General features: G+C 68.6%; 11 protein-coding genes. All 11 read left to right on the top strand.

Annotation, left to right across the window (positions count from 1 at the left end; genetic code table 11):
- On the top strand, positions 1 to 1,254 hold a 1,254-nt coding region (locus R1101_RS0100005; RefSeq protein WP_016931436.1), incomplete at its 5' end, for a SpoIID/LytB domain-containing protein.
- Between the two features lie 143 nt (positions 1,255 to 1,397).
- On the top strand, positions 1,398 to 2,153 hold the full coding sequence (locus R1101_RS0100010; protein ID WP_016931437.1) for a MerR family transcriptional regulator: 756 nt from the start codon (positions 1,398 to 1,400) through the stop codon (positions 2,151 to 2,153).
- A 72-nt stretch (positions 2,154 to 2,225) separates the two neighbouring features.
- Positions 2,226 to 3,446, top strand: coding sequence for a UDP-galactopyranose mutase (gene glf, locus R1101_RS0100015; RefSeq protein ID WP_016931438.1), 1,221 nt, complete (start codon positions 2,226 to 2,228; stop codon positions 3,444 to 3,446).
- Positions 3,443 to 5,380, top strand: coding sequence for a glycosyltransferase (locus R1101_RS0100020; protein ID WP_016931439.1), 1,938 nt, complete (start codon positions 3,443 to 3,445; stop codon positions 5,378 to 5,380). The genes glf and R1101_RS0100020 overlap by 4 nt, the downstream gene beginning before the upstream one ends.
- A gap of 46 nt (positions 5,381 to 5,426) precedes the next feature.
- On the top strand, positions 5,427 to 5,924 hold the full coding sequence (locus R1101_RS0100025; RefSeq protein WP_016931440.1) for a phosphatase PAP2 family protein: 498 nt from the start codon (positions 5,427 to 5,429) through the stop codon (positions 5,922 to 5,924).
- Positions 5,921 to 6,826 (top strand): decaprenyl-phosphate phosphoribosyltransferase, encoded by a 906-nt coding sequence (locus tag R1101_RS0100030; protein WP_016931441.1) that lies wholly within the window; start codon positions 5,921 to 5,923, stop codon positions 6,824 to 6,826. Before R1101_RS0100025 ends, R1101_RS0100030 begins: the two co-directional genes overlap by 4 nt.
- Before the next feature lie 4 nt (positions 6,827 to 6,830).
- Positions 6,831 to 8,792, top strand: coding sequence for a flagellar motor control protein ZomB (gene zomB, locus R1101_RS0100035; RefSeq protein WP_016931442.1), 1,962 nt, complete (start codon positions 6,831 to 6,833; stop codon positions 8,790 to 8,792).
- A gap of 267 nt (positions 8,793 to 9,059) precedes the next feature.
- The gene (locus tag R1101_RS0100040; RefSeq protein ID WP_026002714.1) at positions 9,060 to 10,070 is read left to right on the top strand and encodes an alpha/beta hydrolase; all 1,011 of its coding nucleotides are present in this window, start codon (positions 9,060 to 9,062) and stop codon (positions 10,068 to 10,070) included.
- Between the two features lie 258 nt (positions 10,071 to 10,328).
- Positions 10,329 to 12,245 carry an alpha/beta hydrolase-fold protein gene (locus tag R1101_RS0100045; protein ID WP_016931444.1) on the top strand — a complete coding sequence of 639 codons (1,917 nt, stop codon included), beginning with the start codon at positions 10,329 to 10,331 and terminating at the stop codon, positions 12,243 to 12,245.
- Between the two features lie 259 nt (positions 12,246 to 12,504).
- Positions 12,505 to 13,068: a DUF732 domain-containing protein gene (locus R1101_RS0100050; RefSeq protein WP_016931445.1), complete on the top strand. Its 564-nt coding sequence runs from the start codon at positions 12,505 to 12,507 to the stop codon at positions 13,066 to 13,068.
- Positions 13,069 to 13,095: 27 nt separating this feature from the next.
- Positions 13,096 to 14,055 (top strand): cutinase family protein, encoded by a 960-nt coding sequence (locus R1101_RS0100055; RefSeq protein ID WP_026002715.1) that lies wholly within the window; start codon positions 13,096 to 13,098, stop codon positions 14,053 to 14,055.
- Positions 14,056 to 14,662 lie beyond the last annotated feature (607 nt).

The following is a 14,662-nucleotide window of genomic DNA, read 5'->3' on the forward strand; positions in this document are numbered from 1 at the left end:
ATCATCGCCCACTACTACGGCGGCACCGAGCTCGGCACGGTCGACGATCCGATGATCGCGGTGCGCCTCGTCGGCCGCGACGACCACACCCTCGACGTCTATTCCGACACCGGAATGATCGTCGCCGGAAAGCAGCTCGCGCCCGGTGAGGCCGCCCACCTGACGCCCACCCCGGACGGCGGCGCGAACGTCGTCGTCACCGCGGGGTGCAGCGGCGAAGTACTGTGGCAGGCCGCCACCGACCTGCCGTGGGTCGACCCGATCGACCTCGCCGAGGACCGGCCCGCGAACGAGCACCTCACGATGTGCTCGGACGACAAGACCTACCGCGGCGCGCTCGGTGTGGTGCTCGACGGCACCGCCCCGCGCACCGTCAACCGCCTCTCGGTCGAGGATTATCTGCGCAGCGTGGTTCCCGCCGAGGCCCTGCCCGGCTGGGCGGACACCGGCGGCGCCGAGGCCCTGCGGGCGCAGGCCATCGCCGCGCGGTCCTACGCACTCGCCGAGAAGCGTCACGAGAAGTGGCAGACCTGCGACACCACCGACTGCCAGGTCTACGGCGGCTCGGGTGTCGAGGATCCGCGCACCGACGACGGTGTGCGCACCACACGCGGAACCGTCCTGATGAAGGACGGTGAGGTCGTGCGCAGCGAGTTCTCCGCCTCCACCGGTGGCTACTCCGCCGGCGGCGCCTTCCCGCCCGTCGAGGACGAGGGCGACAAGGTCGCCCCGAACCGTGAATGGGCCAAGACCTTCACCGCGGCCGAGATCGGCAGCAAGTTCGGCGTCGGCGACCTGCAGGCCTTCGAGGTGCTCTCCCGGAACAATCTCGGCGCGGAGGGCGGCCGCGTGACCCGGGTTCGGGTGATCGGCTCCGACCGCACCATCGAGACGACCGGCGCCGAGGCGCGGACCAAGCTGGGACTGCGTTCCGACTGGTTCACCGTGAAGGAAGGTATCGACGAGGACGCTCCGGAGATCACTCCGGCGCCCGAACCCGGCCCGGAGGTCGGCACCGATCCCTTCGGCAGCGGCAGCGGCACCTCGCCCATCGAGCAGGCCTATCTGGACCTCGGCGGCGTCGACAGCGTGCTCGGCTCGCCCATCGGCCCCGAACTGATGCTGCCCGACGAGATCGGCAAGTTCCGGGTCTTCACCGGTGGCGCGATCGTGTGGACCCCGGATCTCGGCGCCCAGGTGATCGATGCGAGCTTCCTGAAGGACTGGTTCCCCGCCACGGGTAGCGCCGAGTAACCCGTCACGGCACCTACCGACGACCGGCCGGTCGCCCGAGAAGGGCGGCCGGCCGGTCGTCTCACCGTTGCGGTGCACGAGGGTTGACATTGACGCAACGTCACGATGCACGCTGGTCGCAGCCGGAAGGAAGAGGTGAGCACGTGCCACGCGAATGGTCCATCCAGGAACTGGCCCGAGCTGCGGGCGTCACCAGCCGCACCCTGCGTCACTACGGCGAGGTCGGGGTGTTGCCGCCGTGCCGGACCGGTCGCAACGGCATGCGGTTCTACGACGAGGACGCCCTCGTGCGACTCCAGCGCATCCTGCTGCTGCGCGATCTCGGGCTGGGACTGCCCGTCGTGCGCGACGTGCTCGCCGGGCACGACGACACGACCACCGCGCTGCGCACGCATCTCGACCTGCTCGAACACGAGCGCCGGCAGCTGGACCGCCGAATCGAGGCGGTTCGCACCACCCTGGCGAAGACGGAGAGAGGGGAGGAACTCGTGGCAGACGAAGTGTTCGACGGGTTCGACCACACGCAGTACCGGGACGAAGTGGTCGAAAGGTGGGGCAAGGACGCCTACGACGCCGGCGACCGCTGGTGGCGGGGCATGGACGGCGAGGCGCGAGGCGACTGGACGAAACAGGTCGAGCAGCTGAACCACGACTGGATCGCGGCGGCCGGGGCCGGACTCGACCCGGCGGGCCCCGAGGCACAGGACCTCGCCCGGCGGCACGTCGCCTGGCTGTCGTCGATCCCGGGCACCCCGGGATACGGCACGCCCGAGGGGAGTTCACGGGAGTACGTGCTCGGTCTCGCCGACATGTACGTCGAGGACGAGCGTTTCGCAGCGAACTACGGCGGCCGGGAGGGTGCCGAATTCGTCCGTGACGCACTCCGGCTGTACGTGTAGGTGTGATCGCCCTCTCGGCCCCGATGGACCGAGAGGGCACCCCCACGCGGGAGTCGCATACCCTGGTCTCCCGTGACTGCTGCATCAGCGCCCCAGCCCTCCACCGGTGAGTACGACCTGATCGTCGTCGGCTCCGGATTCTTCGGACTGACGATCGCCGAGCGCGCGGCCACGCAGCTCGGCAAGCGAGTGCTCGTGATCGAGCGTCGCCACCATCTCGGTGGCAACGCGTACTCCGAGCCCGAGCCGGAAACCGGTATCGAGATCCACAAGTACGGTGCCCACCTTTTCCACACCTCCAACAAGCGGGTGTGGGACTACGTGAACCGGTTCACCGAGTTCACGAACTACCAGCACCGCGTCTTCGCGATGCACAAGGGCCAGGCCTACCAGTTCCCGATGGGCCTCGGGCTCGTGGCGCAGTTCTTCGGCCGGTACTTCAGCCCCGAGGAAGCACGCGCCCTCATCAAGGAGCAGGCCGCCGAGATCGACACCGCCGACGCGAAGAACCTCGAGGAGAAGGCGATCTCCCTGATCGGCCGCCCGCTGTACGAGGCGTTCGTCCGCGACTACACGGCGAAGCAGTGGCAGACCGACCCGAAGGAACTGCCCGCCGGCAACATCACCCGGCTGCCCGTCCGCTACACCTTCGACAACCGCTACTTCAACGACACCTACGAGGGCCTGCCGGTCGACGGGTACACGGCGTGGCTCGAGAACATGGCGGAGAACGAGCGGATCGAGGTCCGGCTCGACACCGACTGGTTCGAGGTGCGCGACGAGGTCCGTGCCGCGAGCCCGGAAGCCCCCGTCGTCTACACCGGCCCGCTCGACCGCTACTTCGACTACTCCGAGGGCCGGCTCGGATGGCGCACCCTCGACTTCGAGACCGAGGTGCTGCCCACCGGCGACTTCCAGGGCACCCCGGTCATGAACTACAACGACGCCGACGTGCCCTACACCCGCATCCACGAGTTCCGGCACTTCCACCCCGAGCGCGACACCTACCCGACCGACAAGACGGTCATCATGCGTGAGTACTCGCGTTTCGCCGAGAACGACGACGAGCCGTACTACCCGATCAACACCCCCGAGGACCGCGAGAAACTCAACGCCTATCGCTCCCTCGCGAAGAAGGAAGCCGCGGACAACAAGGTGCTCTTCGGTGGCCGGCTCGGCACCTACCAGTACCTCGACATGCACATGGCGATCGCGAGCGCGCTGTCGATGTTCGACAACGTCCTCGCCCCGCATTTCGACTCGGGAGCGCCCATCGCCGGGGACGCCTCGTGAGCGCCGCCAAGCACGCGGCCGTCGCGAAGCACGAGGCGGCGAGTGCCCCCGCCACCGAGGACGAACTGCTCGGCCGGTCGCTGCTGCAGCGCATCATCCTGCCGCGCCCGGGCGAGCCCCTCGACGTGCGCACGCTCTACCTCGAGGAGTCACCCACCAACGCGCGTCGCGCCCACGCGACTAGCCGGACGACGCTGGCGATCGGCGCCGAGTCCGAGGTGTCGCTGTGCACCTACTTCAACGCCTTCCCGGCGAGCTACTGGCGTCGCTGGAGCACGCTCGGCTCGGTGGTGCTGCGACTCGAACTCACCGGCCACGGCCGCGTCGACCTGTACCGCAGCAAGGCCGACTCGAGCCGCATCCACGTCACCGGCCGCGAGTTCCGCGGGTCCGACACGGTCGTCGAGATCGACGCCGACCTGGGGCCGTTCGAGGACGGTGGCTGGCTGTGGTTCGACGTCACCACCGACAGCGACGTCACGCTGCACGCCGCCGGCTGGTACGCACCTGTCGAGGCGCCCGGACACGCCTCGGTCGCAGTGGGCATCCCGACCTTCAACCGCCCTGCCGACTGCGTGAAGGCGCTGCGTGCGCTCGCGTCCGACCCGCTGGTGATGGACGTCGTCGACGCCGTCATCATCCCCGACCAGGGCACCCGCAAGGTGCGCGACGAGGCCGACTTCGCGGAGGCCGCCGAACCCTTCGGCGACCGTCTCGTCATCCACGACCAGGGCAACCTCGGTGGCTCCGGCGGCTACAGCCGCATCATGTACGAGGCGCTGAAGACCACTTCCAGCCCGTACATCCTGTTCATGGACGACGACATCGAGATCGAACCCGACTCGATCCTGCGCGCGCTCGCCCTGTCGCGATTCGCGAAGAAGCCCATGCTCGTCGGCGGGCAGATGCTCAACCTCCAGGAACGCAGCCACCTGCACACCATGGGCGAGGTCATCCACCGCTCGAACTTCATGTGGGGTGCCGCGCCGAACGTCGAGTACGACCACGACTTCTCCACCAAGCCGCTGCGCGACCGGGAGAACTCGAAGCTCCTGCACCGACGCATCGACGTCGACTTCAACGGCTGGTGGATGTGCATGATCCCGCGTGTCGTCGCGGAGGAGATCGGCCAGCCCCTGCCGCTGTTCATCAAATGGGACGACGCCGAGTACGGCCTGCGGGCACGGGAGGCCGGCTACCCCACGGTGACGATGCCCGGCGCCGCGATCTGGCACATGGCGTGGAGCGACAAGGACGACGCCATCGACTGGCAGGCGTACTTCCATCTGCGCAACCGGCTCGTCGTGGCCGCGCTGCACCAGCACGGCGACGCCAAGCCGATGGTGCTCGACACGATCAAGGCCACGATCAAGCACCTCGTGTGTCTCGAGTACTCGACGGTCGCGATCCAGAACAAGGCCATCGAGGACTTCCTCGCCGGTCCGGAGAACCTGTTCGACCTGCTGCCGCGTGCCCTCGGCGAGGTGCACGCGCTCCGGAAGAACTTCCCCGACGCCGTGGTGCTGCCGTCGTCGACCGAACTGCCGATGGCATCCGGCGCCGAGGTCGGGGCCGTCGGACTGCCCGAGGGTGCGGTCGCGAAGGTCAGGCGTCTCGCGAAGGGTGTGCTGCACAACGTGCGCCCCGAGAACCGCGAGCACCACGAGCGGCCGCAGCTGAACGTGCCCACCATCGACGCGCGGTGGTTCCTGCTCTCGCAGGTCGACGGCGTGACGGTCACCACGGCGGACGGTCGGGGTGTCGTCTACCGTAAGCGCGACCGTGCTCAGGCCCAGGCCCTGCTCACCGAGGCGCTCAGGCTGCGACGCGAACTCGCGCGCCGGTTCCCCGAGATGAAGAAGCGGTACCGGGACGCGGTTCCCGCCCTGACCAGCAAGGAGGAGTGGGAGCGTGTCTTCGGAATCGGCAACTGACCCCGGCACTGCGGCTGCACGTCACTGGAAGAGCACCGACACCGAGGTGCGGGTGCTGCAGACCGTCCAGGCCACCGCCGGTGCCGTACCCGCAGCGACGACGATCGCCCGCGGCATGTCGCACTTCGGTGAGCACGCCCTCGGCTGGATCGCGATCGGCGCCGCCGGTGCCCTCGTCGACCGTCCCCGTCGCCGGAAGTGGGCGAGCGTGGCGGTCGGCGCGTTCGGTGCCCACGCGGCGTCCGTCGTGATCAAGCGGGTCGTGCGCCGTCCGCGACCGGTGGACCCGACGGTGCAGGTCAACGTGTCGACGCCGAGTCGGCTGAGCTTCCCCTCGTCGCATGTGACGTCCACGACTGCGGCGGCGGTGCTGCTCGCCCGCGCCACCGGGCTACCCTTTCCCGCGGTGCTCGTGCCGCCCATGATGCTGTCCCGCCTGGTGCTGGGCGTGCACTATCCGACGGATGTACTGGCGGGGGCCGCGCTGGGTGCGGCATCCGCGGCCGTCGTGGCGCGGGCCGAGACGAAGTGGGGAGATCGATGAGCGAGGAACCGGCACCCGTCAAGGAGGCGCCCAAGAGTCTGGGTGCCGGGATCGTCAAGGCGGTCCGCCCCCGGCAGTGGGTGAAGAACGTCCTGGTGCTCGCGGCGCCGATGGCGGCCGGTTCGGTCACCCAGGTCGACGTGCTGTTGCCCGTCGCTCTCGCCTTCGTCGTCTTCTGCATGGCCGCCTCCGGCATCTACCTCGTCAACGACGCGATGGACGTCGAGGCAGACCGCGCGCATCCCACCAAGCGGTTCCGGCCCATCGCGGCCGGTGTGCTTCCGGTGCGACTGGCCTACATCCTGGCGGTGGTGCTGCTCGTCGGCTCGATCGCACTGTCGTTCCTCGCGAACTGGCAGCTCGCCGCCGTCATGGCGGTCTACATCGGCATCCAGCTCGCGTACTGCTTCGGACTCAAGCACCAGGCCGTACTGGACATCTGCATCGTCTCGTCGGGCTTCCTGATCCGGGCCATCGCCGGTGGTGTGGCCGCCGAGATCCCGCTGTCGCAGTGGTTCCTGCTGATCATGGCGTTCGGCTCACTGTTCATGGCGGCGGGCAAGCGCTACGCCGAGTTGCGCCTCGCAACCCGGACCGGTGCGAAGATCCGCAAGTCGCTCGAGTACTACACCGAGACCTACCTGCGGTTCGTGTGGACCGTGGCCGCGACCGCCGTGGTGCTCTGCTACGGCCTGTGGGCATTCGAGCAGGACAATGTCGCCGGGTCCAACTGGTACGCCATCTCGATGATCCCGTTCGTCGTCGCCATCCTGCGGTACGCGGTCGACGTCGACGGGGGTGAAGCCGGCGAACCCGAGGAGATCGCGCTGCAGGACCGGGTGCTGCAGTTGCTCGCGGTGGTGTGGATCCTGGTGGTCGGCGGTGCTGTCTACCTCTTCTGACGTCGTGCGCGACGTCCACGACAGCGAGGCCGGACCGTCCCGTACGGTCCGGCCCGTTCGGCATGACCGCTTCGCCGGCGGTGTGTTCGCCGCGGGCGTGATCGTCTCCGCGCTCCTGATGTTCTGGGGAGCATGGGAGCGGCGCTGGATCGCCGACGACGGGCTCATCGTTCTGCGGACCGTGCGCAACCTCCTCGCCGGCAACGGACCGGTGTTCAACGCGGGGGAGCGCGTGGAGGCCAACACCTCCACGGCGTGGACGTACATCGTCTACGCGGGTGGATGGCTCACCGGGATCCGCCTCGAATACGTGGTGCTCGCGATCGCTCTGGTGCTGTCGACGAGTGCGATCGTCCTCGCGATGGTCGGCGCGGCGCGCCTGTACCGGTGGCGGCTGCGGGCGGCCTCGGGAACCGTGCTGCTCCTGCCCGCCGGTGTCCTCGTCTACATCGCGGTGCCCCCGGCCCGCGACTTCGCGACCTCGGGCCTCGAATCCTGCCTGGTGATCTGCTGGCTGGCTCTGCTGTGGCTGCTCATGGCCAGGTGGGCGACCCCCGCACCGGGGGGCAATGGAAGGCTGCCGGGCACCGCGCAGATCCTCGCCACCGCCTTCGTCGCCGGGCTCGGCCCGCTCGTGCGGCCCGAACTCGCGCTCGTCGCCGTGCTCGTCCTCGCGGTGTTGTTCCTCGCACCCGGACTCGACCTGCGCATCCGGATCGCGATGGTCGCGGTGGCCGGGGCGATTCCGGTCGGTTACCAGATCTGGCGCATGGGCTACTACGGGCTGCCCTATCCGAACACCGCGGTAGCCAAGGACGCCGGCGGCGCGAAGTGGTCGCAGGGCGCCGAATATCTCGGCAACCTCGTCTCGCCGTATCTGCTGTGGCTGCCACTGCTGTTCCTCGTGCTTCTCGCCGCGCTCGTCCTCCTCACCAGCCGCGACGCCACCGGCCGTGACGCCGCCGGCCTCACCGCCGGTGCCGCACGGCCCGATCCGCGCGACGTGCGGGCCACGATCTTGCGGGTCCAGAATCTGCTGCGCACCCCGACCGCCGTCGTCGTGCTCTTCCTCGGGTCCGGTGTGGTGCTCGCGCTGTACTCGCTTCGCGTGGGCGGCGACTTCATGCACGGCCGCGTCCTCCTGCCGCCGCTGTTCTGCCTGCTCCTGCCCGTGGCGGTCGTCCCTCTGCGGATCCCGGACCGGGCGGAGATCGGCAACAACCGGCCGACGCAGGTCGCGGGCGTGCTGGCCGTGCTGTGGCTCGGCACCGTCGTGTGGACGGCCGCGGCGGCCAACACCACCGGCATGACCGAGGGTGCCGTAGTGGGCCGGTCCGGCATCGTCGACGAGCGCGCCTTCTACGCCCTCAACACCGGGCATCGGCACCCCATCCGGGCCGAGGACTATCTCGATTACCCGCGTATGCGGGCCATGGTCGAGGCCATCTCGAACACCCCGAACGGCGGTCTGCTGCTGCCCACCCCGTCCTACGATGCGTGGGACGTGGTGCCGCCGCCCGAGCCCATCCCGCCGGGCGGGGCCGGGCACACGGTTTTCTTTCTGAACCTGGGCATGACCAGCATGAACACGGGGCTGGACGTGCGGGTCGTCGACCAGATGGGTCTGGCCTACCCGCTCGCCGCGCACACCGAGCGTCTCGAGGACGGGCGGATCGGGCACGACAAGATCCTGTTCCCCGACTGGGTGGTCGCCGATTCGGGCATGGTCGACGTCCATCCGTGGTTGCCCGGCTATCTCGACGAGGACTGGGTGGCGATGGCGAAAACCGCGCTGACGTGTCCCGAGACCCGTGAGATGATCGACTCGTCGAGCGCCGAACTGACGTGGCAGCTGTTCAAACGGAACCTGCGCAACGCCGTCGAGTACGCCTCGTACCGGATCGAACGGGTGCCGGAGTACGAGCTCCAGCGCTGTGACCTGCCGATGCCGCCGCCGCGGGGGTGACGGACGGAACCGAGATCGACTTGGACCCTCACCTGTTGTCTCGATAGGATCACGGCGCATCACGGATGAGTTACTTTCCGGCAGCGTCGCCTTGACCTACGAGTCAAGAGGTGCCCAAGAGCTGTTGAAACCGAGGTTTGTCAGAGATCACGCGGTCCTTTACAGTTTTGACCGCAGTGTGACTTGGGGCGGCCTTCCGCGGCCGTCTTCGCCGGAATCCGGGGGACGCGAACGCGGACGCCGCAGACGAGAAAGAGAGCATTGTTCATGCGTTTTGTCCCGAGGTTGAGGCAGGGCCTTCGCCGGCGACTGCTCGGTACCGCCGCCGCAGCTCTGGTCCTCCCCGTGGCTGCCGGCCTCGTCGGAACCACCGCCGCGGTCGCCGCGCCGGCGCAGGGAGCTCCGGTGTCCCACCGCGCGCCTGCAGGGGGCTTCGAAGAGGTCTTCGTCGACTCCGACATGGGTCCGATCAAGGTTCAGATCCAGTGGGCTGCGCGCGGTGGCGACGCGGCTCTCTACATGCTCGACGGCCTGCGCGCTCGGGACGACGTGAACGCCTGGACGTTGGAGACGAACGCCCTGCAGCAGTTCTCCAACGACAACGTCAGCCTGATCATGCCGGTCGGCGGACAGTCGAGCTTCTACACCGACTGGTACGCGCCGTCCAACCTGAACGGCCAGGATGTCACCTACAAGTGGGAGACCTTCCTGACCCAGCAGCTGCCCGACTATCTCGCCACCCGTGGCGTGTCGCGCAACAACAACGGCATCCTCGGCCTGTCGATGGGCGGTTCCGCCGCTCTGACGCTGGCCGCCTACCACCGCGACCAGTTCAAGTTCGCGTCGTCGCTGTCCGGCTACCTCAACCTGTCGGCTCCCGGCATGCGTGAGGCCATCCGCGTGGCGATGCTCGACGCCGGCCGGTTCAACGTCGACTCCATGTGGGGCCCGCCGTGGAGCCCGGCATGGCTGCGCAACGACCCGTTCGTCTTCGCTCCGAAGCTCGAGGGTCTGTCGCTGTACATCTCGGCCGCCAGCGGTCTGCCCGGCGAGCACGACAACCCGCAGGGCTTCGTCGGCTACTACAACACGGCCAACGGTATGGCTCTCGAGGCACTGTCCCTCGCCCAGACCCGCGCCTTCCAGCTCAAGCTGGCCACGCTCGGTATCCCGGCCACCTTCGACTTCCCGGCGCGCGGCACGCACGCGTGGAAGTACTGGGAGGATCAGTTGTGGAAGGCGCGCCCGCAGATCCTCGAGGCGCTGAACGCGTTCTGATCTCCGGTCCGCACTGCTGGTAAGGACGCCGCCCACCCACCGATCCGGTGGGTGGGCGGCGTCGTAACTTTCTGCAACAATTTTCTCACCTGTCACAGCGCGGCACCCTCGATTCGGGGTGCCGCCGGTGTAGAAACAACAGTCGGGACTCCGGTACCCCGAGTCGGCACACCCAGCCGGGACGCCCTGCCACTGCCGCCGTCGCGGTTCATCCGAAGCCGCACCACGGCAGGAATCCGGCAACGCAGAAAGTGAGCGATGCAGATGCGAACTGAGCTCGAGCACGGTGAGCGACGGACAGGGCCGGCCAGGAGAGCGGCTCGCAGTGCGGGTGCGCGGAGCGGCAGATCCCGTGCGCTCGCCCTGATCGCGGCGGCCCTCGTCGCACCGGTCGCCGCGGGACTGACCACCGTGTCGGTGGCCACCGCCGACCCCCTCATCGCCCAGTCCGGCCCGACGAGTACCGCCGGCGCGACCGTCCGCACCGTCGACTGGCTCACCGACCGTCGCGTCGCCCTGTGGATCGACTCGCCGTCGATGGGCACGCCGATCCAGGTGCAGCTGCTGCTCGCGCGCGACTGGAACAGCAAACCCGACGCGAAGTTCCCCTCGGTGTACATGCTCGACGGCATGCGGGCGCGCGACGACGAGAACGGATGGACGCTCGAGACCGACGCGGAGGCCTTCTTCGCCGACAAGAACGTCAACGTCGTCCTCCCGGTGGGCGGCCAGTCCAGCTTCTACTCCGACTGGGTCGACCAGAACAACGGGCAGAACTACAAGTGGGAGACCTTCCTGACGAAGGAACTTCCCCCGCTCCTCGAACGCGACTGGCGCACCACCGACAAGCGGGGCGTCGTCGGCCTGTCGATGGGTGGCACCGCCGCGATGTTCCTGCCCGCCCGCAACCCGGGCTTCGCGCAGTTCGCGGCGTCGCTGTCCGGCATCCTCACCACGACCACCCTCGGCATGCCCGAAGCCATCCACTACGCGATGCAGGACGCCGGCGGTTTCGACTCGGAGGCGATGTGGGGTGCGCCCGGCTCCGAGGGCTGGGAGTCGCACGATCCCTACCTGCTCGCCGACAAGCTCAAAGGCGTGAGCCTGTACGTCTCGAGTGGCAGCGGCACCACCGGCCCGTACGACGATCCGTCGGGCATCCCCGGTGTCAGCACCAACTACGCCGGCATGGGCCTCGAGATCCTCTCCCGCCTCACCTCGCAGGCGTTCGCGACGAAGCTCGAGAAGCAGGGCATCCCCGCCCAGATCGTGTACCGGCCGTCCGGCACCCACACGTGGAAGTACTGGGAGTTCGAACTGCACCAGCTGTGGCCACAGCTCGCCAACACCCTCGGCGTCGGGGTCGACAAGCCCGAGTGCAACCCCACCGGCGCATTCGGCGACGTCGCGAAGGCGAACGCCTGGCTCGGCGACTGCCTCACTTCCGAATACGGCGTCGCAGGCGGCACGGTGCAGGACTTCCGCTTCGGGCGCGTCTTCTCGTCCGAGGGCACGACCGTGCCGGTCGCGGGTGCGATCGGCGGCGCCTACCAGGGGATGGGCGGTCCGGCCGGGCAGCTCGGTTTCCCGACCACCGAGGAACGCGTCGCTCCCGACGGGCGCGGACGCTTCAACCACTTCCGGAGTGGCGCGATCTACTGGACGCCCGAGCACGGTGCCCACGCGGTCCGCGGCAAGATCTTCGAGGAATGGAAGAACCAGGGCTGGGAGGGCGGCCCCCTCGGTTATCCGATCCTCGACGAGGCGGCGACGCCCGACGGGCGGGGCGCGGTCCAGGGCTTCGAGATCGGCGCCATGTACTGGAGTGAGGGCACCGGCGCCCACGCGGTGCAGGGCATGATCCTCGGCAAGTACGCCGAACTCGGCTACGAGACGGGTGTCCTGGGTTACCCGACGACCAGCGAGCGCCCCGCAGGGCGCGACGGTCGTGCCAACGAGTTCCAGCACGGACACGTCTATTGGAGCCCGCTCACCGGTGCCTGGCCGGTCCGGGGCAAGATCCTCGAGGCCTGGCTCGCGGAGAAGGGCGCCGAGGGGCGCCTGGGTCTGCCGATCAGCGACGAGTTCCCGGCCGAGAACGGCAAGGGTGTTCAGCAGAACTTCCAGAACGGCTTCATCACGCTCGACGGCGACGAGGTGAAGCTGCAGCCGTAACCGATCGCGAAGCGGGTCGGCTCGTGTGGCTGCCGATCGCGAAGCGGGTCGGCTCGTGTGGCTGCCGATCGCGAAGCGGGTCGGCTCGTGTGGCTGCCGATCGCGAAGCGGGTCGGCTCGTGTGGCTGCCGATCGCGAAGCGGGTCGGCCCGTGTAACCGTGGGAGGCGGGACGCTCCTACCGGCCGCACGGGCCGCTCTGTAGCCTGGGGCGCATCTGACCCAGTTCGACCGACATCCGGATGTGAGGACCCCACCACATGCCTGCACGGACCCGCTCGCGCTCGACCCGCGTCCTCGGCGCACTCGCCGCGGCACTGACTGCCACGGCCGTTCTGTCCGCGTGCGGAAGCGACGACTCCACCGCGACGAACACGCCGACGACGTCTGCCACCACCGAGACCTCGACGTCGACCTCGGCATCCGCGGCCGAGACGTCGACGTCCACCGGCGCTGCCGCCCCGGAGACCACGGACGACGCCGACACGAGCGATGCGTCCCCGGCCCCGGCCGCGCCCGGCGCCGAAGGCGACACGGGAGCCGGTCCGGGTGCGGCACCCGCTTCCACGCCCGGAGCGCAGGCTTTCCTCGACGGCCTCCGTGAAAAGGGTGTGGAGCCCAGCGACGAGACCGGCGCGGTGAACATCGCCGACTACATCTGCAGCGCCCAGGCGCAGGGTGGGTCGCCGGACGAGATCAAGGTGTTCGTGACGGCACTCGTGGGTAGTGATGCTGCAGCCGGTGGTGTCGAGTTGTCGGAGGAGCAGGCCTCCTCGACGGCCGACACCTACATCGCCGTCGCCGGCGCGACGTACTGCAACTAGAACCAGGAAGCGCGGGGACAGCACGAGATGGTCAGGACGAAGCAGCGTCGCGGACGCAGAATCGTGGTCGTAGGGGCGCTGCTCGTCCTGGCGATCGTGCTGGTGCTCTGGTATCTGCTCGCAGGGCGGTTGGACATCCCGTCGCCGATCCCCACCCCGCCGGGGCCGGAGGAGCCGCAGTCGCAGCCGGCTTCGTGCCCCGACGTGCAGGTCGTCGCCGTGCCGGGCACGTGGGAGTCCGCGGTGGGCGACGATCCGTACGCTCCGGCCGCCAATCCGTACTCGCTCATGCTCAATGTGACCAGGCCGCTGCAGGAACGTTTCGACGCCCAGCGCGCCGACGTCTACACGGTGCCGTACGTCGCGCAGTTCTCGAATCCCATCGCTATTCCGCCGGACGGCCAGCAGTCCTACAACAACAGCCGTAGCGAGGGCTTCGCGGCGACCATCGACATCCTGACGCGACGTTCGGCCGAGTGCCCGCTGACCACCTATGTGCTCACCGGTTTCTCGCAGGGCGCGGTGATCGTGGGTGACGTCGCCGCGCAGATCGGTGCCGGTAACGGCCCGGTTCCCGCCGATCGGGTCCTCGGTGTCGCGCTCGTCGCCGACGGTCGCCGCGACGGGGTCTCGGGTACCGATATCGGTGCGCCCGTCGCCGGGGTGGGGGCCGAACTGTCGCTCGACGGCCTGCGACTGCCGGGCATCACCATGACCGGCGCGCGCCCCGGGGGCTTCGGGGAGCTCGACGACCGCACCGTCCAGATCTGCGCGCCCACCGACAGCATCTGCGATGCGCCGCCGAACGCGCTGAATCCCGCGAACTGGATGTCGGCCGGTCCGCGTCTGCTCGAGTACGTCAACAATCCGATCCACGCGATGTACAACACCTATGTGGTGGACGAGAACGGCACCACCGCGACGCAATGGATCGCGAACTGGGCGGCCGAGAAGATCGACGGCGCACCGCAACCCGCCGAAGAGTGAGACGGCGGCGCCGTCGGTGACCCGGGTGGTTGCACCCTGAGTGAGCCTTCCCACATATTACTCGTCAGTAGTGTTCGATCTCACCACCCGGTACACTCGGTCGACGGGCTGCCTTTAGACTCATCCCTCGGCTGCGTGCCCGGCCGTCCGGGATCGTGGCGCACGACGACTGCCACAGGAGAAGAGGTTCATGGTGCCAGCGACGGCACGGCGAACGGCCGGCCCCCTCCGGGGGTGTACCGACGGCCCGCGACGGGGAATGATCCTTGTCACGAGCTCTCGTATCGGTCGGTCGTACGTATCCGGGCGCCGTTCCTGGGCAGATGAAGGCGACGGGCTGCACCGCCGGCCGGTACCGGCGCCGAAAACCCGCCGCACACAATTGGATCGTGCGCTCGTCTCGTTCGACGGGCGCGGAATGTGTGCGTGAAGACGACCATGTCGTATCTTTGGGTTTCCCGTAAGTACGGGGAATCGTTCCCTCCCGGCGACCGCACTTCGCGAGGGTGCGCATGATGCCGATCTGTAACATATCCGTGATCTGGGGTCGATGGACACATTCGACGAGTGGACCGCCGGAAGCCGTGGGGGGCGGTGTGGGTACGAC

Source organism: Rhodococcus sp. R1101, assembly GCF_000278445.1.
GTDB classification, from domain to species: domain Bacteria; phylum Actinomycetota; class Actinomycetes; order Mycobacteriales; family Mycobacteriaceae; genus Rhodococcus; species Rhodococcus gordoniae.